The organism is Streptomyces axinellae (genome assembly GCF_039532135.1).
Lineage (GTDB): Bacteria > Actinomycetota > Actinomycetes > Streptomycetales > Streptomycetaceae > Streptomyces > Streptomyces axinellae.
In genome coordinates, this window is the sequence record NZ_BAAARJ010000006.1 from 226,402 (window position 1) to 250,276 (window position 23,875).

General features: G+C 72.6%; 16 protein-coding genes and 2 pseudogenes. 8 read left to right on the forward strand and 10 right to left on the reverse strand.

Features of this window, described 5'->3' with window-relative positions; all coding sequences use genetic code 11:
- Positions 1-421: 421 nt before the first annotated feature.
- From ABD339_RS11200 to ABD339_RS11225, 6 genes and pseudogenes are all read right to left on the reverse strand, one after another.
- The gene (locus ABD339_RS11200) at positions 422-1,159 is read right to left on the reverse strand and encodes an alpha/beta hydrolase (protein WP_344564805.1); all 738 of its coding nucleotides are present in this window, start codon (positions 1,157-1,159) and stop codon (positions 422-424) included.
- Between the two features lie 210 nt (positions 1,160-1,369).
- Positions 1,370-2,491: an NrfD/PsrC family molybdoenzyme membrane anchor subunit gene (nrfD, locus tag ABD339_RS11205; protein WP_344564806.1), complete on the reverse strand. Its 1,122-nt coding sequence runs from the start codon at positions 2,489-2,491 to the stop codon at positions 1,370-1,372.
- Positions 2,488-3,466 (reverse strand): annotated as a pseudogene (locus ABD339_RS11210) (4Fe-4S dicluster domain-containing protein). Before ABD339_RS11210 ends, nrfD begins: the two are co-directional and overlap by 4 nt.
- On the reverse strand, positions 3,463-6,726 hold the full coding sequence (gene fdh, locus ABD339_RS11215) for a formate dehydrogenase (RefSeq protein ID WP_344564807.1): 3,264 nt from the start codon (positions 6,724-6,726) through the stop codon (positions 3,463-3,465). The pseudogene ABD339_RS11210 and the gene fdh overlap by 4 nt, the downstream one beginning before the upstream one ends.
- A gap of 127 nt (positions 6,727-6,853) precedes the next feature.
- Complete coding sequence (gene ku / locus ABD339_RS11220) at positions 6,854-7,972, reverse strand: non-homologous end joining protein Ku (protein WP_344564809.1); 1,119 nt, start codon at positions 7,970-7,972, stop codon at positions 6,854-6,856.
- Positions 7,973-8,219: 247 nt separating this feature from the next.
- Entirely contained in the window at positions 8,220-8,669 is a 450-nt protein-coding gene (locus ABD339_RS11225) for an SRPBCC family protein (RefSeq protein ID WP_344564811.1), read from the reverse strand.
- Between the two features lie 431 nt (positions 8,670-9,100).
- Here ABD339_RS11225 and ABD339_RS11230 point away from each other — a divergent pair, with 431 nt between their 5' ends.
- A complete protein-coding gene (locus ABD339_RS11230; protein ID WP_344564813.1) occupies positions 9,101-10,201 on the forward strand; it encodes a polyprenyl synthetase family protein in 1,101 nt (366 codons plus the stop codon).
- On the opposite strand, the gene ABD339_RS11235 is transcribed toward ABD339_RS11230, so the two are convergent.
- The gene (locus ABD339_RS11235; RefSeq protein WP_344564815.1) at positions 10,188-11,156 is read right to left on the reverse strand and encodes a CPBP family glutamic-type intramembrane protease; all 969 of its coding nucleotides are present in this window, start codon (positions 11,154-11,156) and stop codon (positions 10,188-10,190) included. The genes ABD339_RS11230 and ABD339_RS11235 overlap by 14 nt on opposite strands.
- 531 nt (positions 11,157-11,687) lie before the next feature.
- Here ABD339_RS11235 and ABD339_RS11240 point away from each other — a divergent pair.
- From ABD339_RS11240 to ABD339_RS11255, 4 genes are all read left to right on the forward strand, one after another.
- Entirely contained in the window at positions 11,688-12,989 is a 1,302-nt protein-coding gene (locus ABD339_RS11240; RefSeq protein ID WP_425575956.1) for a CapA family protein, read from the forward strand.
- A 340-nt stretch (positions 12,990-13,329) separates the two neighbouring features.
- Positions 13,330-13,494 (forward strand): hypothetical protein, encoded by a 165-nt coding sequence (locus tag ABD339_RS11245; RefSeq protein WP_344564817.1) that lies wholly within the window; start codon positions 13,330-13,332, stop codon positions 13,492-13,494.
- A 397-nt stretch (positions 13,495-13,891) separates the two neighbouring features.
- Positions 13,892-14,017: a hypothetical protein gene (locus ABD339_RS11250; RefSeq protein WP_344564819.1), complete on the forward strand. Its 126-nt coding sequence runs from the start codon at positions 13,892-13,894 to the stop codon at positions 14,015-14,017.
- Positions 14,018-14,026: 9 nt separating this feature from the next.
- Entirely contained in the window at positions 14,027-15,691 is a 1,665-nt protein-coding gene (locus ABD339_RS11255; protein ID WP_344564821.1) for an alpha/beta hydrolase, read from the forward strand.
- 331 nt (positions 15,692-16,022) lie between these two features.
- On the opposite strand, the gene ABD339_RS11260 is transcribed toward ABD339_RS11255, so the two are convergent.
- Complete coding sequence (locus ABD339_RS11260) at positions 16,023-17,195, reverse strand: S8 family peptidase (protein ID WP_344564822.1); 1,173 nt, start codon at positions 17,193-17,195, stop codon at positions 16,023-16,025.
- Positions 17,192-17,980 carry a hypothetical protein gene (locus ABD339_RS11265; protein WP_344564824.1) on the reverse strand — a complete coding sequence of 263 codons (789 nt, stop codon included), beginning with the start codon at positions 17,978-17,980 and terminating at the stop codon, positions 17,192-17,194. Before ABD339_RS11265 ends, ABD339_RS11260 begins: the two co-directional genes overlap by 4 nt.
- Positions 17,981-18,640: 660 nt before the next feature.
- Here ABD339_RS11265 and ABD339_RS11270 point away from each other — a divergent pair.
- The 3 genes and pseudogenes from ABD339_RS11270 (at position 18,641) to ABD339_RS11280 (ending at position 22,181) form a co-directional block, all read left to right on the forward strand.
- The gene (locus tag ABD339_RS11270) at positions 18,641-19,660 is read left to right on the forward strand and encodes a LacI family DNA-binding transcriptional regulator (RefSeq protein ID WP_344564827.1); all 1,020 of its coding nucleotides are present in this window, start codon (positions 18,641-18,643) and stop codon (positions 19,658-19,660) included.
- 244 nt (positions 19,661-19,904) lie between these two features.
- Positions 19,905-20,587, forward strand: a pseudogene (locus ABD339_RS11275) (alpha-amylase family glycosyl hydrolase).
- 265 nt (positions 20,588-20,852) lie between these two features.
- A complete protein-coding gene (locus tag ABD339_RS11280; RefSeq protein ID WP_425575965.1) occupies positions 20,853-22,181 on the forward strand; it encodes a right-handed parallel beta-helix repeat-containing protein in 1,329 nt (442 codons plus the stop codon).
- Positions 22,182-22,344: 163 nt separating this feature from the next.
- On the opposite strand, the gene ABD339_RS11285 is transcribed toward ABD339_RS11280, so the two are convergent.
- Entirely contained in the window at positions 22,345-23,787 is a 1,443-nt protein-coding gene (locus ABD339_RS11285) for a GntP family permease (protein WP_344564828.1), read from the reverse strand.
- Positions 23,788-23,875 lie beyond the last annotated feature (88 nt).

Here is a 23,875-nt window from a genome sequence, read left to right on the forward strand (position 1 = left end):
CGTGCGCGCCGTTGCCACGGCACCCAGGGCCGCGCGCCGTCGCGGACCATCAGGCGGCGGCCCACTCCATGCCGAAAGAGCCGCCCCCGACGGGTACGTCTTCGAGCGGCCCCGCCCCGAGGCGGTGAACAGGGCGTCGAACTCGTTCAGTTCGCGTTCCCCCGGTTCGTCACAGCGAGTCGCCGGCCGACGGCACCCGGGCTGCCGGGCACCCTGTCGACGACCGGGTCCTGGTACCTCTGGTGCGGTGCGGAGCCTGGCGCTTCGTCAGGCCGCGCGTGACGTCGGGCACCGCGGCCCACGCTGAGGAATCAGCAAGGGGCCGCGGTGCGGGGAGCCGTGAGGGGCCGGGGCCTGTCCTCGATGAGCGGCAGGCCGGCCGACATCAGCTACCGCCTGCTGCCGGTCCGACGGCTCGGCCTCACTTCAGATGTCGGGTGAAGAACCGGGCCGCGGCCTCCCCCGCGAACCGCGGGACGCCGGTGTGCCCGCCCATGTTGGCGTTCAGGCACTTCTCCTGGGAGCCGAAGGCGTCGAACAGGTCCAGGGCCGCCTGCCGGTCGTTCCCTTCATCGTCCCACTGCAACAGGACATGCAGCGGAATGGTGACCCGTCTTGCCTCCTCGAACATGGCGCGAGGCACGAAACTCCCGGCGAACAGACCGGCGGCCACGATGCGCGGCTCGACCACCGCGAGCCGGACGCCCAGGGAGATCACTCCCCCCGAGTACCCGACCGGGCCGCGCGTCTCGGGCAGCGACAGGAGTGCGTCCAAGGCGGCCTGCCATTCCGGGACCGCCTGTTCGACCAGCGGGAGAATGAGGGCGTCGATGATCTCGTCGCCGACCGGCTCGCCGGCCGCCAACGCCCGGCGCACGTCGGCGCGGGCCTGCTCGGTGGCGGGCCGGCGGGGCCGGTCGCCGCTTCCGGGGAGCTCGATGGTGGCCGTGGCGAAGCCCTCCGCCGCGGAGTGCCGGGCGCGGGCCGCCAGCCGGGGGTACATCTTGCCCAGTCCGCCGGGGTGGCCGAGCAGGATCAGCGGCACCGGCGCGGATGCGGACGCGGACGCTGGTGTCCACACAATGCCGGGGACCTCGCCGAGGGTGAATTCGCGTTCGAGCACGCCGTCGTCGAGGCGCTGCTCGGAAGTGAAATGCATGGTCGTGCCTTTCGGGAGTGCACGGGAACGGCGCTCCCGGACGACCTGTCTATCGTCCGACCGTGACCCCGGAGGAGAGCACCCATGTCGATACTGCGTTCACGGGTACCACCTCCTCGGTCTCTCGCACGGCCTCCGGAAACGTAGCAGCGGTCGTCTCCCGTCCGCCAACAGGTTTATGCGGAGCCCAGTGCCCCGTCGCCCGATGCCCTACGAGCGCGGTACGCCGCCGCCCCGCCGGCGCCCAGCAGCGCCCGACTCCGGCGGGGCTTCCGCCTCCGCCTCTGCCTCCTGACGTGCGCGCAGGCGCTCCCGCTGGGGGACCAGCGTGTACTTCGGGTCGGCCAGCGCCGCCCGGCCCGCGTGGAAGACCCCCAGCCGGGTGCAGAGCGAGCCCGCGAGGAGCGCGGCCCCGGACAGTGCCGCCGCGCCCCTGGAGAGCGCTGCCGTCCTACCGCCCAGGCGCCCCGCCGCGGAGCCCCCGTCCGGCGCGCCGCCGAGCACGCGGCCGAGCACCCCGCTCACGGCGCCGGCCAGCGCGCCGCCCGCCGTGAGGACCGAGGCGCTCTTCATCAGCCGCCCCGCCTTCCCCTCCTCGTACGTCTCGGCCACCATGCCGAGGCGGCGCTTCATCGCTCGCGTCGCGCCCGCTTCCAGGGCGGCGCCGAAGAGCGCGGCGTGCCGGGCCGGGGCGTTCTCCCACGCCGGGGACGCCAGGAGCGCCACTCCGGCGGCGGCGCAGGTGGCGGATCCCGCGAAGACGAACGGCAGTTCGCGGTGGCCGTCGTGCCAGGCGGGCACGGCCGTATCGGCCACCAGGACCGCCGTATAGGTGGCGACGGCCGGGCCGAGCAGCGCGGCGCCCGCCGTCGCCGCGTCCCCGGCGCGCGGCAGCAGACCCGTCAGATCGCTGACGGCCGCCGCGCCCGCCAGCGGCCCGTATCCGGCCAGCAGCCAGGAGCCCACGCTCATCGGTGAGGTGGGCTTGATGACGCGCAGCATGTTGCCGAACCGCGACGGCCTGCCCAGGTCGTGGACGAGGGCCGCGGCCGAACCGGCGATCGAGACCGTGGAGGAGATCTTCAGGGCCCGCGCCGTGCCGGGGCGGCCGGTCAGCCGGGCCCCTGCCGCCAGTACGGAACCGGCGCCCGCGAGCCCGCCGAGGAAGAAGTACCCGCCGATGTTGAGCGGCTTCCACGCCGGGGTGTTGAGGACCGGCCTGCCGTAGTACGAGGTGAACTCGGCCCGGGGCACCACCGTCCGCTCACCCCGGCCTCGGCCCCGGCTCCTGCCCCGGCGGCCCTGTCCGCCGTCTTGTCGCCGCCCGCTCATCGCCGTGCTCCCTTCCCCGGCAGGCCGCGCCCGCCCGCGGCGAACGCGGCGGCGGTGACGCCGAGCAGTGCCAGTGCTGCCGCGCCCGCGTGCTTCCACATCGCCGGCAGATCGCGTGTGGTGACCACCGGGTCCGGCGGCAGCCCGTAGACCTCCGGTTCGTCCAGCAGCAGGAAGAACGCGCCGTCGCCGCCGACTCCGTCCGCCGGATCGTGCCCGTAGAGCCGCGCGTCGGTGACGCCCGCGCGGTGCAGCTCGGCCACCCGCGCACCGGCCCGCTCGCGCAGTTCCGCCAGCGGACCGAACTGGATGGACTCGGTGGGGCACGCCTTGGCGCAGGCCGGCTCCTGGCCCTCGCCGAGCCGGTCGTAGCACATGGTGCACTTGAAGGCCCGGCCGTCGTCCGGGCGCTGCTCGATGACGCCGTAGGGGCAGGCCGGAACGCAGTAGCCGCAGCCGTTGCAGATGTCCTCCTGCACCACCACCGTGCCGAACTCGGTGCGGAAGAGGGATCCGGTGGGGCACACGTCCAGGCAGGCGGCGTGTGTGCAGTGCTTGCACACGTCCGAGGACATCAGCCAGCGCAGCTCGGAGGAGCCCGCGCCCCGGGGCGGCCAGCGCGAACACATCGGCCTCCGCCCCGCCGCCCGCCGCCGCGTCCTTTTCGGGCCCGGCCCCGTCACGTCCAGCCCCTTCGCGCGCCTCCCCTTCCCGCCCGGCCTCGCCGTGCGGCTCGCGTGCCAGTGGCTTGTTCTGCTCGATGAAGGCGACGTGCCGCCACGTGGAGGCGCCCAGGCCCTGGGAGTTGTCGTAGCTCATCCCGGTCAGCTCCATGCCGTCCTCCGGGATGGCGTTCCACTCCTTGCACGCCACCTCGCATGCCTTGCAGCCGATGCACACGGAGGTGTCCGTGAAGAATCCGAGGCGCTCGGCAGCTCCCCGCGGTGACCTGTCCGTCCGCGTCGCCTCGCTCATCCCCGTACCTCCGTACCGGTGTGCTCCGTGATGCCCGCGCGCTCGCGGTAGTCCGCCAGCAGGGCCGGCACGGCGGGGCCGCGGGGGCGGCGGCCCGGCCTGATGTCGGCCGTCAGCGCCTTGACCTCCTGGATGTGGACGTTGGGATCCAGCGCTATCGACGTCAGCTCGTTGGCGGCGTCCCCGCGCGCGTAGCCGTTGCCGCCCCAGTGGTAGGGCAGGCCGATCTGGTGCACCTCGCGCCCGCCCGCGCGCAGCGGCACCATCCGCTCGGTGACCAGCACCCGCGCCTCGACGACCCCGCGCGCGGTCACCACCGTCGCCCAGCCCGCGTGCTCCAGCCCGCGCTCGGCGGCAAGACCTGGGGAGACCTCGCAGAAGAACTCCGGCTGCAACTCGGACAGATACGGGGACCAGCGCGTCATACCGCCCGCCGTGAAGTGCTCGGTGAGCCGGTAGGTCGTCACCACGTAGGGGAACACCCCGGCGCCCGGCTCCAGTCCGCTGGGATGGTACGGATTGGCCGGGTGCGGGTGGGTCTCGCGCACCGGGTTGCGCTGCTGGCCGGGGTGGAGCGGGTTGTGGACGGGGGAGTCCTGCGGCTCGTAGTGGGTGGGCAGCGGACCGTCCACCAGCCCGGCCGGCGCGTACAGCCAGCCCTTGCCGTCTCCCTGCATGATGAACGGGTCCACGCCCGTCAGCGCGTCCGGGCCCGAGGCGTCCGGCCCGGGACGGTAGGAGGGCGGCCGGTCCTCGACGAAGTCGGGGATGTCGTGTCCCCTCCAGCGTCCGGCCGCCTCGTCCCACCACACCAGTGCCTTGCCCGCGCTCCAGGGGGCGCCCTCCGGGTCGGCTGAGGCGCGGTTGTAGAGGATGCGCCGGTTCGAGGGCCAGGACCAGGCCCATTCGGCGGCGATCCAGTCCTGCTCGGTGTGCGGTTTCTTGCGGGCCGCCTGGTTGACGCCGTCCTTGAAGACGCCGCAGTAGATCCAGCAACCGCAGGAGGTGGAGCCGTCCTCCCTCAGTTCCTGGTAGCGGGTCAGCGGACTCCCGTCCGCGCGGCGGCCGTTGATCTCGGCGAGGACGCTCTCGGCGACCGGCTCGTCCTGCGGCCCGTCCACCGGGTAGTCCCACGTCAGGTCGAGCACGGGGCGGTCCACCGGATCGTGCGAATCGCGCAGCCGCTCCCGGATCCGCCGCCCCAGGTGGTACATGAACCACAGATCGCTGCGCGCCTCGCCGTCCGGCTCCTTGGCCGGATAGTGCCACTGGAGCATCCGGTTGGTGTTGGTGAAGGAGCCGGCCTTCTCGGTGTGCGAGGCGGCGGGGAAGAAGAACACCTCGGTACTGATCTCCTCGGTGCGCAGTTCCCCGGTCTCGGTCTCCGGCCCGTCCTGCCACCAGGTCGCCGACTCGATGAGGGAGAAATCGCGGACGACGAGCCAGTCGAGGTTCGCCATGCCCAGCCGCTGCATCCTCGCGTTCGCCGAACCCACTGCCGGGTTCTCGCCCAGCAGAAAGTAGCCCTTGCACTCGCCCGCGAGCTGCGCGAGCACGGTGTCGTAGGTGCTGTGCGAGCCGGTCAGCCGGGGCAGATGGCCGAAGCAGTAGTCGTTCTCCTCGGTCGCCGCCTCGCCCCAGTACGCCTTGAGCAGGCTGACGAGGTAGGCCCGCATCCCGGCCCAGAAGCCCTTGTCGGTGCCCATCGCGCGCACGAAGGTGTCCAGGTCCTCGTGCCGGTGCGCGTGCGGCATCGGGATGTAGCCGGGCAGCAGGTTGAAGAGCGTCGGGATGTCGCTGGAGCCCTGGATGCTGGCGTGCCCGCGCAGTGCCTGGATGCCGCCGCCGGGCCGCCCGATGTTGCCCAGCAGCAACTGGAGCACGCACGCGGCCCTGATGTACTGCGCGCCGATGGTGTGCTGCGTCCAGCCCACCGCGTAGGCGAAGGCAGAGGTGCGCTCCCGGCCGGAGTTGGCCACCAGCGCCTCGCATACCTGCTGGAAGGCCGCGCGCGGAATCCCGCACGTCTCCTCCACCATCTCCGGCGTGTAGCGGGCGTAGTGCCGCTTGAGGATCTGGTAGACGCAGCGCGGATGCTGGAGCGTACGGTCGTGCACGCGCCCGTGCGTCACCGGAGCGCCCCCGGAACCGTGCGACTCGGCGCCCCCCGCGCTTGCCACGGTGCGGCCCTGCCCGGTGCGCTCCTCGTAGAGCGTGTCCCGCTCCCCGGCTGCGGCCTGCACCGTGTCGCCCTCGTACTGCCAGGTATCGACGTCGTAGTGCCCGGTGCTCTTGTTGAGGCCGGAGAAGACGCCGTCCAGGTCCTCGGTGTCGCGGAAGTCCTCGCCGACGATCGTGGAGGCGTTGGTGTAGTCCAGCACGTACTCGCGGAAGTCGGATCCGGTGCTCAGCACGTGGTTGATGATCCCGCCCAGGAAGGCGACATCCGTACCGGCGCGGATCGGCACATGCAGATCGGCCAGGGCGCTGGTGCGGGTGAAACGCGGATCGACGTGGATGATCTTCGCGCCGCGCGCCTTGGCCTCCATCACCCACTGGAATCCCACGGGGTGGGCCTCGGCGAAGTTGGAGCCCTCGATGACGATGCAGTCCGCGTGCTGGAGGTCCTGGAGGAAAGTGGTGGCCCCGCCCCGCCCGAAGGAGGTGCCCAGCCCGGCGACCGTGGAGCTGTGGCACACCCGCGCCTGGTTCTCGATCTGGACCACACCCAGCGCCGTGAACAGCTTCTTGATGAGGTAGTTCTCCTCGTTGTCCAGCGCCGCGCCGCCCAGCGCCGCCAGGCCCATGGTGCGGTTGACGGCCACACCGTCCCGCTCGCTCTCCCACGTCTCGGCGCGCGTGCGCACCACCCGGTCGGCGACCATGTCCATGGCCGTCTCCAGGTCCAGGCGCTCCCAGCCGGTGGCGTACGGGCGCCGGTAGAGCACCTCATGGCGGCGGGCCTCGCCCGTGGTGAGCTGAAGCGTCGCCGCCCCTTTGGGGCAGAGCCTGCCCCGGCTCACGGGGGAGTCCGGGTCGCCCTCGATCTGGACGACCCGCTCGTTCTTGACGTACACGTTCTGGCCGCAGCCGACCGCGCAGTAGGGGCACACCGATTTCACCACCCGGTCGGCCGTGCTGGTGCGGGCCCGCAGCCCCCGGGTGCGCGCCGAGGCCGCGGCCGGGCCCCGGCCGGTCGGATCGTCGCCGGTCAACTGCCGGTACACGGGCCAGTCCTGGATCCAGGTGCGTACGCCCATCCCACGTCCTTCCAGCGGTCGGTGCGCGAGACCGGTTCCCCTCTCGCGGCGGGTGACACGTCCTTCTCCTTCGCGGCGGGTGACGGGCGGCGGGTCATGGGTCCAGGCCATCTCGCCGCGCGCGGGCTCAGGCGGCCCGACGGGTGCCGGCGCGCTTGCTCCCGCGCTTGCTCGCGGACCTGCCCGTGGACTTGCCTGTCGCCGCGCCCGCGGACTTGCCCTTGCCCTGACTCGCCCTCTTACTCGTGCCCTGACTCGCCCTCTTACTCGGACTCGCGCTCTTGCTCTGACTCATGCTCTTGTTCCGGCTCGTACCTTTGCTCCCGCCCTTTTCGACGGCGTCGAGCAACTGGTCGCGGGTCATGCTGGAGCGGCCCCGGACACCGAGGCCGGCCGCGCGGCGGTACAGCTCGTCCTTGCCGAGGTCTTTGAGCGGGGCGGCGCGCTCGCGGCTGCGGCTCCCGCCCGAACGGGCCCGCTCGATGCTGCGGTTGAGGGCTTCGCTCAGGTCCACCACGTTCGTGGCCTCCGGCGGCCCCTCCTCGGGGGTGACCTCCTCGCCGTTGGCCTTGGCCTCGACCAGCGCGCGCACCCGGTCCTCGTAGGTGTCGGTGTACTCCTCGGGACGCCAGGTGGTGGACATGCTGTCGATGAGCTGTTCCGCCGTCTTCAGCTCCTTGCCGCGCGAGCGCTGCCGCCCGGGCAGCGCGGGCAGTTCCTCGTTCGGGTCGCGCACCTCGTCCGACCAGTGCAGGGTGTGCAGCGTCAGCACGGCGTCGGCCGCGCGCAGTGCTACCAGGTACTCCCTGCTGTGCATCACGAACGTCGCGATGCCGGTCTTGCCGGAGTCGGCGAGCGCGGCGCGCAGCAGTTCGTAGGGCTTGGCGTACTGCTCGCCGCTGGGGGACAGGTAGTAGGGGCGCACGAAATAGACCGGATCGACCTCGTCCGTCGCCACGAACCCGCTGACGTCGATGACCTGGGACTTGCCGGGGGCGATCTCGTTCAGCTCCGCCGGCTCGACGGTGATGTACTCCCCCTCGCCGATCTCGTAGCCCTTGACGATGTCGTCCCGGTCCACGTTCTTTCCGGTGCGCTCGTTCACCCGTTTGACGCGGACGCGGTCGTTGGTGCCGCGCTGGAGCTGGTGGAAGCGCGTGGTGTGGTCCTCGGTCGCGGCGTACATCCGCACCGGGACGGTGACCAGCCCGAAGGTGATCACTCCGCTCCAGACCGGGCGTGCCATTCGCGTCTCCCGCCGATGAGGCGACCGAGGTCGATGGATGGTGGTGCTCTTATCGGTGCCGGTGCCGGTGCCTGTACCTGTGCCGGTGCGTGCGGGCACCTCTCACCCTTCGACTTTCGCCGTCGTACGGCGCGCCCGCATCCGGGACGGTCAAGAGCGGAGTCGGGGCCGGGGCCGGGATCCGCGTAAGGATCCGGTCCCGGCCCCCGGCCCGTCAGGTGGCTCGGACAGGGGCCCCGCCAGCGGCTCAGATCGTGCCGCGCCAGGCGCCCGTCTCCGCGCCGCGCCGCTCGATGTAGGACTTGAAGCGCTTGAGGTCCCCCTGGGCCTGGCGGGTGACGAAGCCGAGCTTGTCGCCGACCGAGTCGGCGAGGCCCTGCGGATCGTGTTCGAGCTGAAGCATGACCTTGGCATGGTCTTCGTCCAGCCGGTGGAAGGTGACGACCCCCGACTGACGCACCTCGCCCTCCACAGTTGTCCACGCCACCCGCTCATCGGGGATCTGCTCGGTGATCTCCGCATCGAACTCGCGCCGGACGCCCGCCACGCTGGTGACCCAGTGCGTAAGCCTCGGGGTGCGCTGCTCGATGCGCTCGACACCGTCCATGAACTGGGGAAACTCTTCGAACTGCGTCCACTGGTTGTAGGCCGTCGAGACCGGGACGGCCACCTCGACGGATTCCTCTACCTTCGTCATGTCTCCCTCCCGGGAGTCGTGGCTTGCGAAGCGTCCCGGTCCGGGTTTCACCTCGCGGCCGTCTCACACACCGTGATCCGGTCTGATCCGAACCGGTCCGAACTGTCCGATGGACGGGGACCTGACGCGGCGACCCGGGATCGGGCTCGGGCTCGGCACCCCCGGGGAGCGGATGGCGGGGGAGGGGGTCGCACGCCGAACGGGCGGCACGGTACAGGTCGCACAGCGGGCGGGTGCGGTCGGCCGACGGGCCCCGGCCCGCCCCTGCGCGGGACCATGCGCCCCGTGTGCTTCGGACAGGGGCGCGAATGCGGGAGTCGAGTGGCAGCCGCGCGGGAAAGTCGATTACGGAGAGCGCATCGCTCCCCACGCTTCGCGCATATCGGCGCGCCCGGCGCTCCACTCCGGGAGAAGGGAGAAGCCCCTCCGCCATGATGAGTCAGGACCTTTCCACCGCGTCCGCCACGGCCCCCGCCCCGCTTTCCGGGCCCGTCGCTCCCTCCTTGCTGGACCACGCCAACGAACGGGCCGAACCGGTCCTGCGTGAAGTGGTCGGCACCCTCCAGCCGGAGCTGCGTCGCGTGTGCGGCTACCACTTCGGCTGGACCCAGCCCGACGGCAGCCCCACCCACGGGGTCACGCCGGGCGTCTGTCTGCGTGCCGCCCTGGCCCTGCACGCCGCGGGCGCCGGCGCCCGCACCACCGCGGGGGCGGCGGAGGCGGCGGAAGAGGCCGCCGCCGCTGTGCTGCCGGGGGCCGTCGCCGTGGAACTCATCCACAACTGGTCGGCGCTGCACGACGACGTGATGGACGGCGACGCGCTGCGGAGGGGCCGCGCCGCCGTGTGGGCGGTGTACGGCACGGGCTGGGCCATCCTCGCGGGGGACGCGCTGCTGGCCGCCGCCCACCGCCTCCTGCTGACGCTGGACGAACACGGTCCCGCCGCGCTGCGGCTGGCCGCGCACACCACCTCCCGCCTCGTCGGGGGCCGCTCGGCCGAACTCGCCCTGCGCCACCGGGCCCCCGCGGGCGTCAGCGTGGAGGAGTACGCGGCGGTGGCCGCCGCGCGCAGCAGCGCCCTGCTGGAGTGCGCGCTGGCGGGCGGCGCGCTGCTGGGCGGCGCGGACGAGCGGGTGGTGACCGCCCTGACCCGCGCGGGCCACCACCTGGGCATCGCCTGGCGCGCGTCCCGGGACATCGAGGACCTGTGGTCGGGTACGTCGCTGACCGGCAAGCCGGTCATGAACGGGCTCCGTGAGGGCGGCCCCAGCCTGCCGCTGATCGCCGCGCTGCACGCCGGAAACCCGGCGGCGCGCACCCTGGCCGACTCCCTGGGCGGCGGCCCCGCCTGCCCTCCGCCGCCGGACGAACTGGTCGCGCTGATCGAACACGCGGGTGGCCGGGCGGCGGCCCACGAGATCTCCGCCTGGCAGCTGACGGAGGCCCTGACCCGCCTGGACGAGGCGGGCCTGCCCTCCGCCACCCACTCCACACTGCGGGCCCTGTTCCGCTACACCCTCAGCCACGGGTGAGGGGCGCGCTGGGCACGACGGGCCCATCTGACTCGGCGCCGACGGGGGCGCTCCCGGCCTGTGCGGCCCGCCAGGTCCGGCGCGCCCGCCAACCGAGCGCCAGGAAGGCGGCCATGGCCAGCAGGAGGTGGACCGGCACCAGCAGGGGGACTTCAGGCGAGAGGCCGGTGGCCGACCAGCCGGCGCCGCGCCGTTCGCCCTCCAGAGCGAGCCGGTTGACCGTCAGAAAGGTGAGGTGGGTGCCGATGGCGGTCCAGAGGGGGGCGTGGCTCAGGGCCGTCCGCGCGGCCACGAGCGTGAGGCCGAAGACGGTCAACAGGATCAAGTAGTCCGCCGGTTGCTGCCCTTCGGGGACGAGGCCGATGGGGTGGCCCCCTTCCCCGACGGCCCATGCCGCACCCGCGCTCACGATCGTCGAGGCGCCCGGGACCAGCAGGAAGAGCGCCGTCGTTCCCAGTGCCGCGGTCCGGCCGCCGAAGGACGCGCGCAGGGAGGACCAGGCGTAGCCCCGCAGCGTCGTCTCCTCCGGAAGGGCCTCCAGAAGCAGGGCGGTCACCGTGTCGGTGACGAGGAACCAGGCCAGTGTGCCGAGGTCGGGGCGCGTCCAGCGCAGCATGCCCGCAGCCGTGCCCAGCCCGAACACGAGCACGGCGGCCCCACCCGTCACACCGACTCCGGTCAGCAGAGCGCGGACGCTCGCCCCCGCACCACCGAAACCGACCCGGACGGGTGACAGGCCCGAGCGGCGCAGCACGTACAGCACCAGGAGAACGGCGAGGACGGCCACGATCCCGGCTGCCACAAGCCGCCCGCCCGTACTCGAGGCGTCCAGTCCGAGGCCCCGCGCGAGCGCGGGTCCGGCCCCGGTGCCGACGCCCAGCGCCGTGGCCATCGTCAGCGCCCCGGCCGCAGCGCGCCCCAGTGCGCGGCCTGGTCCGGAATGAAACTCGGTCACGCGTTCCTCCGTCGGGAGTTCTCGTCGGTCGGCGGGTCTGCGGCGCCCGTTCGCGCGGTGCTCGATCGCGCCCCGGGCCGCGCCTCCGTCGGCCCGCATGTTCGCCTCGGCCGTGCGGGTCGCCGATCGCCGGGAGTCGCTCGCCGCAGCCCAGGTACCGGACGTCGGCCACAGATCGCAGGCCAGTGCTCGCACCGTCCGTACGGCCGGGAGGTGAGGCCCGGCGCGTCCGGGTGACTCGGTCCCAGAGCGCTTCGCGCACCGGGGAGTGCGCGGCCCGCCCCCGCCCTCACCTGCTCATTCTCGGCTTTCCGTGGCGGCCGGGGCCTCGTCCGGGGTGATGATCCGGAGGGATCCGGGAGTACACAGAACGATCTACCGGGTGCACCTTCTGGGCCGTATGGCCGGTATTCGCGGTGTCGCGAGCCGGAAGCGGGGACCGGTGAGCAACCAGTGCGTTTATCGCACTTATCTGACCGGTTCCCGTGACCGAGCACCGAGCACCGAGCACCGAGCCCCTTGGAGCACCTCGTGACGCATCGTCGGAGAACACGCGCCTCCCACAGACCCAGGTCCTCGTCCGTCCCCCGCCGCGTCGCGGGCGCGGCGGTGGCGGCTGCCCTGCTGGGCGGGCTCGCAGGCTGCGGTAGTCCGACGTCCGAGCCACCGCAGCACGGCGCGCCCAAGTACACGGGGACCGGATACGAGAAGGAGGAGGACGGCCAGGCGGCGGCGAAGGGCAGCGGCGAGACCGGCAAGCGCGGGCAGGCCCTGCCCCAGGGACACCGGAGCAAGCGGGCGGCACGCGGCTTCTCGCTCGTGGCCACGGGCGACCTGCTGATCCACGACTCGGTCATCCGGCAGGCCCGCGCCGACGCGGGCGGCTCAGGCTACGACTTCAGCCGGATGATCGCCGCGGCCAAACCCATGGCCAGCGGCGCGGACCTGGCGATCTGCCACATGGAGACCGTCTACGGGGCCGACGGCGGGCCGTTCACCGGATACCCGCTCTTCCAGACGCCGCCGCAGCTCGCACACTCCGTCAAGAAGACCGGCTACGACTCCTGTTCGACCGCGTCCAACCACACCCTGGACGCGGGCGCCGAGGGCGTGGGCCGCACGCTCAAGGCGATGGACGCGGCAGGGCTGAAGCACGTGGGATCCGCGCGGTCGGCCGCCGAGCGGAAGCGGCCGGCGGTGCTGCGGGCCGGTGGCGCCAAGGTCGCGCAACTCGCCTACACCTACGGCACCAACGGCATCCCCGTGCCCGAGGACAAGCCGTGGCTGGTCAACCTCATCGACCCCGAGCGGATCATCGCGGACGCCCGTGCCGCGCGGCGCGCGGGCGCCGACGTCGTCGTGGCCAGCATGCACTGGGGCACCGAATGGCAGGAGGACCCCGACTCCCTCCAGCGCTCGGTCGCCGGCAAACTCACCGCGTCGCGCTCACACGGGCGCCGCGACATCGACCTGATCATCGGCACCCACGCGCACGTTCCGCAGGCGTACGAGAAGGTCAACGGGACGTGGGTCGTCTACGGCATGGGCGACCAGATCGCGGGCAAGATGAACGATCCGCGCGGCAGCATGGGCACCGCCGCGCGCTTCCGCTTCGCGCCGCCGACCAAGCGTGGGCACGGCGAATGGACCGTCGAAAAAGCCGAGTTCACGCCCTTCCTCATGGAGACCGAGCCGCGCCAGACCCTGGTCGATCTCGCCACCAAGGAGAGCAGAAGCTCGGGCAACGCACAGCAGGACGAGGCGTACGACTCCATCCGCAAGGTCGTGTACAGCCGAGGGGCCGCTAAGGACGGGCTGCGCATGGTTCCTTAGCCCGCGTCAGGGCCACGACCGACTCCGGACAGCCGCCTCGGGGCTTCGGCCTCGACTCCGCGTCGGGTGAAGGGGCCTGGTGCCATGCGCCCCCGGCACCTGGCCCGGCCCGGGCCGTGGCGCGGCTTCGAGTTCGTGGCGCTGCCCCGGGTTTGTGGCGCGGCCTCGGGTTCGTGACACGGTTTCGGGTCCGTGGACAGCCTCGGGCTCGTGGCGGCGGCCTCGGACTTCTGGTCGTCGGCCGGAGGCGCAATAGTGCTCGCCCTACCATTCGTACTCGGGGTGGCCCCCCTCCGAGAGGGGGGGGCGGACTGGATGGCCGGCGCGGGATGATGACGGAATGCTTGTGTCCCATGACGAGGAACCCCTCACCTTCCCGACGCGCCACGACCCCGGCCCGCCCACCCACTTCGGGCCCGAAGCCTGCTCGGGGGCAGACGTCCGCTTCGGGCCTGCCGCCGTCTTCGGGCCTGGCCCTCTCTCCGGGCCCGGCGCCCGCTCCTGAGCTGTTGCCCGCTTCGGGCCTCGCGCCTGCCTCGGAGCTGTCGTGCGTCGGGCCGGCGCCGCCTTCCTCTGGCCCGCCGCCCGTACCACCGCTGCCGTTGAACACACGGGGTTTCACCCGCTGTTCGGCTCTCCTGGCCGAGCCTCCTCTCCTGTCAGCGGCTACGTGCCCTTCCCGTGATGCCACCCGTACACCGCTTCCGCCCGCGCCGCACGCCCGTAACCGCACCGGGCCCGGCCGCGCATCGTCAGCCACACCAAGTCCTTTGTGGCCGGTGCCTTGGGGGAGTTCGCCGCTGTCAGGGGGGACGAGGCCGGGGGCGCCACCGGCTGTCGGGGTCGCGGCGGTAGCGTCAGGGGCGCCAGGACCCGGGGCGGGATCAGCGCCGGCGGCAGCCGTGCTGGTCGTCGGTGACGAACTGGCGCACGCGGCGGACGCGTCCCAGGCCGTGGCGGACATCGAGGAGCGCACATACCGGCACGTCCCGCGCGGGCCCGTATACGCCCGCGCGGCAGAAAGGTGACACCCCGACATGAGGCGACGATCCCCGCAGCGCACCGCAGGCGCGGCGGCACTGGCCGGCGCCGCGCTCCTCACCGTGCTGCCCTTCACCGCCCAGGGCGCACTGGCTGTTCCACCGGCCCCCGGGGCCGACACGACGCAGCTGACGGAAACGGAGCGCGCGGGCACGGGGCGCGAGAGCACGGGGCGCACGGGCACCGAGGGAGGCGGGAAGAGCGCTGAAGAGACCGCCGCGCTCGCCCGCTTCGTCCAGCAGCGCCCCCACTACGAGAAGTGCGGTCACAAGGAACTGGACGCCGCCGGGGCGCGCTGCGCGCGCATCCGGGTGCCGCTGGACTACCGCCGGCCGGAGGGCAGCACCCTGACCATCGGGTTCTCCCGTATCAGGGCCAAGGACACCGAGCACCGCATCGGCTTGATGATGCACAACTCCGGCGGCCCTGGCGGCATTACGCTGGACATGCCGCTGATGGACGAGCCCGCCATGGGCAAGCAGCTGGCGGCGCGCTACGACCTGATCGGGATGGACACGCGCGGCGTCGGCCGTAGCAGCCCCCTGCACTGCGGGACGACGGGGCACTGGCTGCGCTCGGCGGGGTACGACGAGCAGGGCTTCCGCGCACAGGCACGTTACGAGAAGGACCTGATCGCAAGCTGCCGCCGCGTCTACGGCAAGGACCTGGCGTACCTGCGGCACTTCACCACCCGCAACACCGTTCGCGACCTGGACCTGCTGCGCGCGGTCCTGGGCGAGTCCAAGACCTCCTACTTCGGTATCTCCTACGGCACCTACCTCGGTGCCGCGTACGCGAAGATGTTCCCCGCCACCATCGACCGGCTGCTGCTGGACAGCGCGCTGAACCCGGCGCGGTGGAACGTGAAGAGCTTCCACGACGTCGCCCGGGCGAACGAGGAGTTCCTGGACACCTGGTCGGCGTGGGCGGCCCGGCGGAGCGGTACCTACGGCATGGGGGACACGCCGCGCGAGGTCCGTGCCACGGTCGAGGGCATCGCGCGCCAGGCGGCGCGCGAGCCGCTGAAGGTGGGGAAGTACACGGCGGACGGCCAGCAGGTGCCGATGGCGCTGGCGATGTCGATGTCCGACGACCGGGACTTCGAGCGGGCCGGGCAGAACATCAAGGCATTGCACGAGGCCGCGCTCGGCAGGCCGACCGAGCCGACCGGCGACCTGGCGGAGGCCCTGGGCATGCCCGATGAGGGCTCGGACGCCCAGAACTCCCTCCAGATGGCCCTGCTGTGTGCCGACAGCGAGGCGTCCCACGCACTGTCCTGGTACCGCAGGAACGTCGAGCGCAGCCGCGCCCGAAGTCCGCTCTACGGCCCGCTGTTCAACGGCGTCCACCCCTGCGCGCAATGGCCGAACCAACCTGTGGAGAAGCCGATGACCAGTGGAAACGGCCTACCGGGGCTGATAGTTCAGGCCACCGGCGACCCCCGCACCTCCTACGCCAACGGCAAGGGACTGCACCACAAGATGCCGCGCTCCCGTCTGATCACCCTCAAGGCGCAGGTGCACGGGGTCTATGGCCTCTACCCCAACCGCTGTGTATACCGCCAGGTGAACGCCTACCTGCGCACGGGCACGCTCCCGGCGAAGGACGTCACCTGCGAGAAGGACCCGGCGGGTGGCGAAGGCGGCCGGGGCGGGAGGTGAGCCGCCGCCCCCCGTGTGCCCCGGGTCCACTGGGCCGCCGCCCGCCCTGTCGGGATCGCCCGCTCTGTCCGGCCCGTCGGCTCGCCCACCCGGCCTGGTGCGTGGGTCACCCGCCCGGCACGGCCCGCCGGGGCCCCACCCGGTCCGGCGGGCCGGGCCGGCCGGACCGGACCGTGCTGGGCCTGCCGGACAGGCGGATCGGGAGCGTGCCGGGCGTGCTGGACGTGCCGGATGGGGGCAGGGCCGGGCGGGTCGGGCGGGCCGGGCACGGGGGCCGGGGCGCGGTCCGCCGGAGTCCGCGTACGCCGACTCCGGTCGTGCGGGCGCCGGTTCAGCGCGGGGGGCCGGGGAGTCCCGGGGCGGTGGGCGTGGGTGCCGGGTTCGCGCGGCGGCGGCCCGCCCTGCTGACGAGGACGGCGCCGGTCACCATCAGCAGTCCCGCCCCCGCCGCGCTCAGCCCGATGGCCAGGGGCTCGGTCTCCAGTTCCGGGTGCTGGACGGGGGAGGTGCCGTCCGGGGAGGCCAGGTGCTGCTTGCCCTTGTACGCGGTCGGGGCCGCTTGGTCGGCCGGGGGCTTGGCCACGGCGCGCACTGCGGCGGCGGCGTTGACCGTCCCGTGTCCGACCAGCGCGTTCCAGCCTCCCGAGGGGTGTGCCGCGGTCTTGGCGAGGAGCTGGCGGACCTGGGAGGGGCGCAGCTTGTGGTCCTTGGCGAGCAGCAGCGCGGCCACCCCGGAGGTGAGAGCGGCGGCCGGGGAGGTGCCGTTGACGGGTGCGTAGCCGCCGGTGTTCTTCGCGCTGACGATGCCCACTCCCGGCGCGGCCACCGTGTTGTAGGTCCGCACGGTGGAGAACTCGGCGCGGCTGCCGCCCTGCTGGACGGCGGCGACGGCGATGACGCCGGGGTAGCCGGCGGGGTAGGAAGCGTCGTTGAAGATGTCGCCGTCGTTGCCCGCCGAGGCGATGACCGTCACGCCCGCGTAGGCGGCGCGTGCCAGGGCCGCGGTGTCCTCGTCGTTGAAGCTGCTTCCGAAGGAATCGCCGCCCAGCGACATGGAGATGACGTCGGCACCGTGGTCCACGGCGTAGTTGATGCCCTTGGCGACCGGGCTCGGCCCGGACTGGAGCCCCTCGTGCTCCTTCTTGTCGTCGATGACCCGCACCGACAGGATTCTCGCCTTCGGGGCGACCTTCAGGACGTCGGAGGCCATCGCGGTGCCATGGCCGCCCCAGCGCGGATCGCCCGGCCGGAGGCTGTCCTTGAGGAAGTCGGGGCCGGTGGTGACCTTGCCCGTGAGTGCGGGATGGTTCGTCATGGCACCGCTGTCCAGCACGGCGACCTTGACGCCCTCCCCCTGGCTGATCCGGTGTGCCGAGGGCAGGCCGAGCGCCTGGGACTCCCAACTGGCGGGGGTGGCGGCCTGAGCCGGTGCGGCGGACACCGCGCACAGCAGCGAGCCGAGGCCGACAGCGGTGACGGCGGTGCCGAGGCGCCGGACGCTCATGAGGTCTCCTCCAGCAGCAGGTCGCCGTGGTACAGGTTCAGATCGTTGGCGAGGGATTTGGCGGCCTCGCGCCAGGGGCCCCGGTCGGACTTCGCGTCGAGGCTGGTCCGGCCCCACTCGCCCGGCAGGTGCCCGGCCTTGCGGCCATCGACCGAGCCGGTCGTCGCCACGTACGCGTACGGCAGGTCCAAGCTGGTGGCCTGGACGCCTTCGCCTCCGTTGCGGTTGCTGTCCTTGAATCCGGCGGCGACGGTGTGCGGGACGGCCATGGCCTTCACACCGGGCTTGGGGTTCCGCTTCTCCTTCTCCGTGTCGAAGAAGGCGCTCATGCCCTCCTCTGGGGAGTCGGTCCCGGGCAGGACGATGAGGCCGACGGTGCCCAAGACGTTGCCGGTGGGGTCCACATAGGTGGCGCGCAGCACCGCCTTGCAGCCCTTCTTCTCCGCCTCGGCCAGCGTGGCCCCGGTCAGCGAGTCGGCGCAGCCGGTCCGCTGGGAGACGCCCACCCGGTGCCATTCGGCGTGCTTGGGGTCGGAGGCGCCGGACCGGGAGTTCATCTTCGGGCCCAGGGTCTTGGGGAAGAGCTTGTCCGCCGACAGGTTGCGCCACATGGTGGGCCCGTAGCCGCTGCGATTGGGCACCTTCTGGGCCGCGTTGGAGAACGTGTGCGCGGTGAGCGCGGCGCCGCCCAGCAGCGCCAGGCCGCCGACCGCGCCGAGGAAGGCGCTCAGACAGGTGCGGCCGGTGTTCTTCTTCGGCGGCAGGGGCAGCGGCGCTTGCGGCATGCCGGGCGCCATCCCCGGGGCCATTCCGGGCGCCATTCCGGATGGCGTGCCGGGGGCGCCGGGGCCGGGCTGACCGGGGAAGCCGGGCGGGAAGCCGGGGCCGGGCGCGCCGTTCGCCCCGGGTGGGCCGACGGCACCCGGGGGCGCCGACTGTGGTGGCGGTGGCATCGGTGGCGGGGCGCCGCCCTGGCCCTGTACCTGCTCCGGCGCCCAACTCCGCTGCCACCCCCCATGCTGGGGCTGCTGCCCGTACGGCCCGGCGCTGCCGGGGCTTTCGGGCGGGCTCGGGTGTGACATGGCTCCCCTCCTGGTTTCTCGGCGCCCGGTGCGGGGCGCTGAACAGCGGGGGAGGTGGTGGCTCGGGCTAAATGCGCGTCCCCCCGCAGTTGCGTGAACACTATCGAGCATGTGCGGTGGCGAATCAGTCGATCCCCTGTCTCACCTCTGTCACAGGTGAGCAGCCCTGATCAGATGGTCCGCTTCTGCCGCTTTGGCTGCTTCTGTTACTTACGCTGCCTCTGCAACTTCCGCCGCTGCTGCGCGATGTGACGGGAAATCGGGGTGGCTCCCGGTCCCTCTCTCGTAGCGGGCTCTCCCGCAAGCAGCGCAAACAGGCAAGCAGCGCAAGCGGCGTGCAAAAGTTGCGTTAGCCTTGCGCGCATGACGCGACGACTTGCTCAGGTGGCGAAGAAGGTGGGGGTCAGCGAGGCCACGGTCAGCCGGGTGCTGAACGGGAAGCCCGGTGTCTCCGAGGCCACCCGTCAGTCGGTGCTCACGGCGCTGGACGTCCTCGGCTACGAGCGCCCGACGCAGCTGCGCGGCGAGCGGGCCAGGCTGGTGGGCCTGGTGCTGCCCGAGCTGCAGAACCCGATCTTTCCCGCGTTCGCCGAGGTGATCGGCGGCGCCCTCGCCCAGCAGGGGCTCACCCCTGTCCTGTGCACCCAGTCCAAGGGCGGGGTGACCGAGGCGGACTATGTGCAGCTGCTGCTCGAACAGCAGGTGTCCGGCGTGGTGTTCGCGGGCGGTCTGTACGCGCAGGCCGACGCGCGGCACGACCACTACCGGCTGCTCACCCGGCGCCAGGTCCCCGTCGTGCTGATCAACGCGCCGATAGGCGAGCTCGGCTTCCCCTGCGTTTCCTGCGACGACACGGTCGCCGTCGAGCAGGCGTGGCGCCATCTGGCCTCGCTCGGGCACGAGCGGGTCGGCCTGGTGCTGGGGCCCGCCGATCACATGCCCTCCCGGCGCAAGCTGGCCGCGGCGCGGGCGATGGCCGAGGCGGCGGGCCGCCCGCTGCCCGAGGAGCGGGTCGCGCGGGCGATGTTCTCGCTGGAGGGCGGTCGGTCGGCGGCGGCCCGGCTGCTGGAGCGCGGGGTGACGGGCTTCATCTGTGCCAGCGATCCGCTGGCGCTCGGGGTGGTGCGCGCGGCGCGGCGGCGCGGGCTGTCGGTTCCGGGCCAGGTCTCTGTGGTCGGCTACGACGATTCGGCGTTCATGAACTGCACCGAGCCCCCGCTGACCACCGTGCGGCAGCCCATCGAGGCGATGGGACGGGCCGCCGTCGAGCTGCTCGCGGTGCAGATCCAGGGCGGTGCGACGGCATCGGAGGAGCTGCTGTTCGAGCCGGAACTCGTCGTACGGGGCTCCACAGGACAGCCGGGGTCGCCGACAGCCGACTGACGGTCGATTAATTGCGAGTTCCGCGCAAGGTATTGCGGCTTCTTGTCGGCGGTGCTTGGCTGTGACCCGCACCGCACCAGCCAGCCCCGCACAGCGCCACATGGCACGGCACCGCACCACCAGGCACGGCACCGCACGGCGCGCCGCCGTGCGGCTTTCCCGGTCTCGCCCGAGGGGGGCCTCCGATGAGCCGCTCCAGGAAGGCAGTCAGGCCGCCGCGGGCGACCGGTGGCGCTCGGCCGTCATCTACCAGGTGTACGTCCGCAGCTTCGCCGACGGCGACGGGGGCGGCACCGGCGACCTGAGCGGCGTCCGTGAGCGGCTGCCCTACCTGGCCGAACTCGGCGTCGAGGCCCTGTGGTTCACCCCCTGGTACCTCTCGCCCATGGCCGACGGCGGCTACGACGTGACGGACTACCGCGTCATCGACCCCGCCTTCGGCACCCTCCCCGAGGCCGAGAAGCTGATCGGCGAGGCGCGCGAGCGGGACCCGATGCACGCGCGCTCCGGCGGCATCGACCCGGGAAGGGACGGGTGCCGGGTCCCGCTGCCGTGGATCAGACAGGCGCCGTACTGCGGATTCGGCTCGGCCCGCGAGCCGTGGCTGCCGCAGCCCCCCCGGCTGGGAGCGGTACGCGGCCGACGCGCAGGAGCGCGACCCCGGCTCGATGCCCAGCCTCTATCGGAGGCGCTGCGGCTGCGCCGGAGCGAGCCCGGCTTCGGCGGACCGGACCTGCGCCGGCTGCCCGCGCCCGAGGGTGTGCTCGCCTTCGTCCGGGGGAGTCCCTGATCTGCGCCGTCAACCTCTCCGGCGCTCCCGGCGGCTCCGTCGCCCTGCCGTCCCACCGCGCGCTGCTGCTGTCCAGTGCGCCGCTGGGCGCGGACGGCCTGCTGCCCCCGGACACGGCGGTCTGGCTGCGGGCCTGAGCCGCCTGTTCCCCACGCCCCGCACCGAAGCTCGCACACAAGCCCGCACCGCATCGCGCACCACAAGGCCCCGCCCTTGGAGAGGGATCGACATGACACACCAGGTCCACCGCCGCTCATGGCCGGGTTACGCGCTCTGCTCGCGCTCGTCTGCGTGGCGGCCCTCGGCACTCTGGCGCCCCTGGCCGGCGCGGCCCCCGGCGGGCCTGCCGCCGGGCCGCCTCCCGCCGGGTCCGCCGCGACGTCCGCGCCGCCCGCAGCGCCGGTGCAGTCCCCGTTCGACATCGCAGGCCGCGGGGCGACCGTGCCCTTCACCGAGTTGGAGGCAGAGCGGGCGGCCACCAACGGCTCGCTCATCGACCCCGACCGCACGTATACGACGCTGCCCTCGGAAGCGTCAGGCCGCAGCGCCGTACGGCCATCCGGCTCCGTCTCCGTCGTGGACAAGGGCGCCGATCCCAGCGGAGAGGGCGACTCCACCCAGGCGTTCCGCCAGGCCACAACGGACGCCAAGGGCGGCGCCGTCTGGATCCCCGAGGGCGATTTCAAGCTGACCTCGGAGCTGAGCGGCGTGCAGGACGTGACGCTCCAGGGCGCCGGGAACTGGTACTCACAGGTGCACAGCTCCCGCTTCATCAACCAGCCCTCCTCCCTGGGCAAGGTCCACCTGAAGGACTTCGCCGTGCTCGGGGAGGTCACCGAGCGCGTTGACAGCAGCCCCGACAACTTCGTCAACGGCGCGCTGGGCCCCGACTCGTCGGTCTCCGGGATGTGGCTCCAGCATCTGAAGGTGGGCCTGTGGCTGATGGGGAACAACGACAACCTGACCGTCAGCGGCAACCGTTTCCTGGACCTGACCGCCGACGGGCTCAACCTCAACGGCGGCGCCGAGAACATCACCGTCAGCGACAACTTTCTGCGCAACACCGGGGACGACGCGCCGGCCATGTGGTCGCTGAACACCACCAACTCCACCAGCACCTTCAAGAACAACACCGTCACCCAGCCCAACCTGGCCAACGGCATCGCCGTCTACGGGGGGCGGGACATCTCCGTCAGCGACAACCTGGTGCTGGACACCAATGCTCTCGGCAGCGGCATCGCGCTCTCCAACCAGAAGTTCGCCGAGCCGATCTTCCCGCTGGCCGGGACGGTCAAGGCCGACGGCAACGCGCTCGTGCGGGCCGGTGCGATGAACCCCAACTGGCACCATCCGATGGGCGCCTTGCGGGCCGATTCCTATGACTCCGCCATCGAGGCGCAGGTCAGCATCACCGACACCACGGCCACCGACAGCCCCTACAGCGTCTTCGAGCTGGTCTCCGGCGGCGGCGCCGGGCACCCCGTCAAGAACGTGACCGTGGACGGCGCCACCATCGAGAAGGCGGGCACCGTGGCCGTCCAGGCCGAGACCCAGGGGGCGGCCACCTTCAGCGGCGTCAAGGCCACCGGTATCGGCGTCACCGGCGTCTACAACTGCCCGTTCCCGCAGGGCAGCGGCACCTTCACCGTCGAGGACGGCGGCGGCAACGCGGGCTGGGACGGCCGGTGGGCGGACTGCGGCAGCCGGCCGCAGCCTGCGTCTGCACACTGACCCGCGTGCCGAGGGGCCCCACGTCGGCGTGAGCCGACGCCAGCGGGCTCACGTCGGCGCGGGCTCACGTCGGCGCGAGCCCGCAGGGCGACAGGCGCCCCCGGCCACCGGAACTCGGGCCCGGCCGGGGGCACCGCGCGCCCTGCCGGGGGCACCCGCGCGGTCACAGCACCACGCCGGCGGTCTGGATCAGGCCGAGGGCGATCACCGAGGCGCCCGAGACGGTGACCGTCACCGTCTTCAGCGTCCCCCTGGTCGTCTGTCCCAGCAGGGTCTGCAACAGCCAGAAGGTGTTGCTCGTCGCGTGGATCGCGAACAGGGAGCCGGCGCCGGCCGCCAGCGCGATCAGCACCGGCTGCACCTCCAGGCCCGGCGCCACCGGGGCCAGGATGCCGGCTGCGGTGATCGCCGAGGTGGTGACGGAGCCGATCGCCATGTGGAGCACCGCCGCGATCAGCCACACCAGCGCCAGCGGTGCCCACGTGCTCGCCGAGAACGAGTCCTTGACCAGGTCGCCCAGCCCCACCGCCTCGACCACGGCGGCCAGCGAACCGCCCACCCCCGTCAGTACCAGGATCTGGCCGCTGGTGCGGAACCCCTGCCCGAACGCCTCGCCGACCGCGCCGGGCGGCAGGCTGCGGCGGGCCACCAGGCAGGCGAGGACCAGCCCCGTCAGCAGCCCGGTCACCGGGTCGCCCAGAAATCCGGCCACGGGCGAACGCCACCCGGCCACTTCGGCGAAGGCCCCGGCGGCGATCATCACCAGCGCCAGCAGCAGTGGAGCGAGCGACAGCGCCAGGGGAGGGCCGGTGACGGCGGGTCCCGCGCCACCCTGGGGAGGGGCGACCGCCGTCTCGGAGACCGCCGTCTCGGAGACCGCCGTCTCGGAGACCGCCGTCTCGGAGACCGCCGTCTCGGAGACCGCCGTCTCCGATGCCGCCGCGTCGGTTGCCGCCGCCTGCGCGCTCTCGTCCCGCTCCGGGTTCCAGAAGCCCCGCTTGACAAGGGCGCTGAAGACAAGCTGCGTCAGCAGGATCGTCACCGCCGCCAGCGGGAAGCCGTACAGCAGCATGATGCCCAGCGGTATGTGCAGCAGTCCGGCCAGCGCGAGCGCGCCGATGCCGGGGACCGACAGGGCGATGCCCACCTCCACACCCAGGGCCATGGCCGCCGCCATCCGCGCGAGACCGTACGGGCCGATGCGCGCGCCCAGCGAGCGGGCCAGCGGCGCGGTCATCACCAGCAGGACGTCCGCGAAGATGGACTGGAGCACCGTGCCCATCGTCACGGCGAAGGAGTACGGCAGCCGCCGGGGTCCGAGCACCCGCAGCAGCAAGGTCACCAGCTTCTCGATGGCGCCGAGCGCGGACAGCAACTGGCCCAGCAGCACCCCGAGAACGATGAGCAGGCCCACCTCGGCCATGAGGTCCCCGAAGCCCTTGTTGACCGTCTCCAGGGTGCGTTCGGCGCCGAGCCCGCCCACCAGACCGAGGTAGAGGGCGCCGAGTACCAGCGCGAGGGCCGGGTTGACCTTCGCCTTGAGGATGAGCAGGACCACCGCCGCGATGGCGGTGGCGGTATGCACCAAAGGTGCCGCGTTTCCCATCGTTCCTCTCCCGTCCCGTCCCGACCCGTGTTGTGTCGTGCCGTTCGGTGCCGTCCCGTTCCGGCCTGGCGGAACGCCGGTTGCTGGT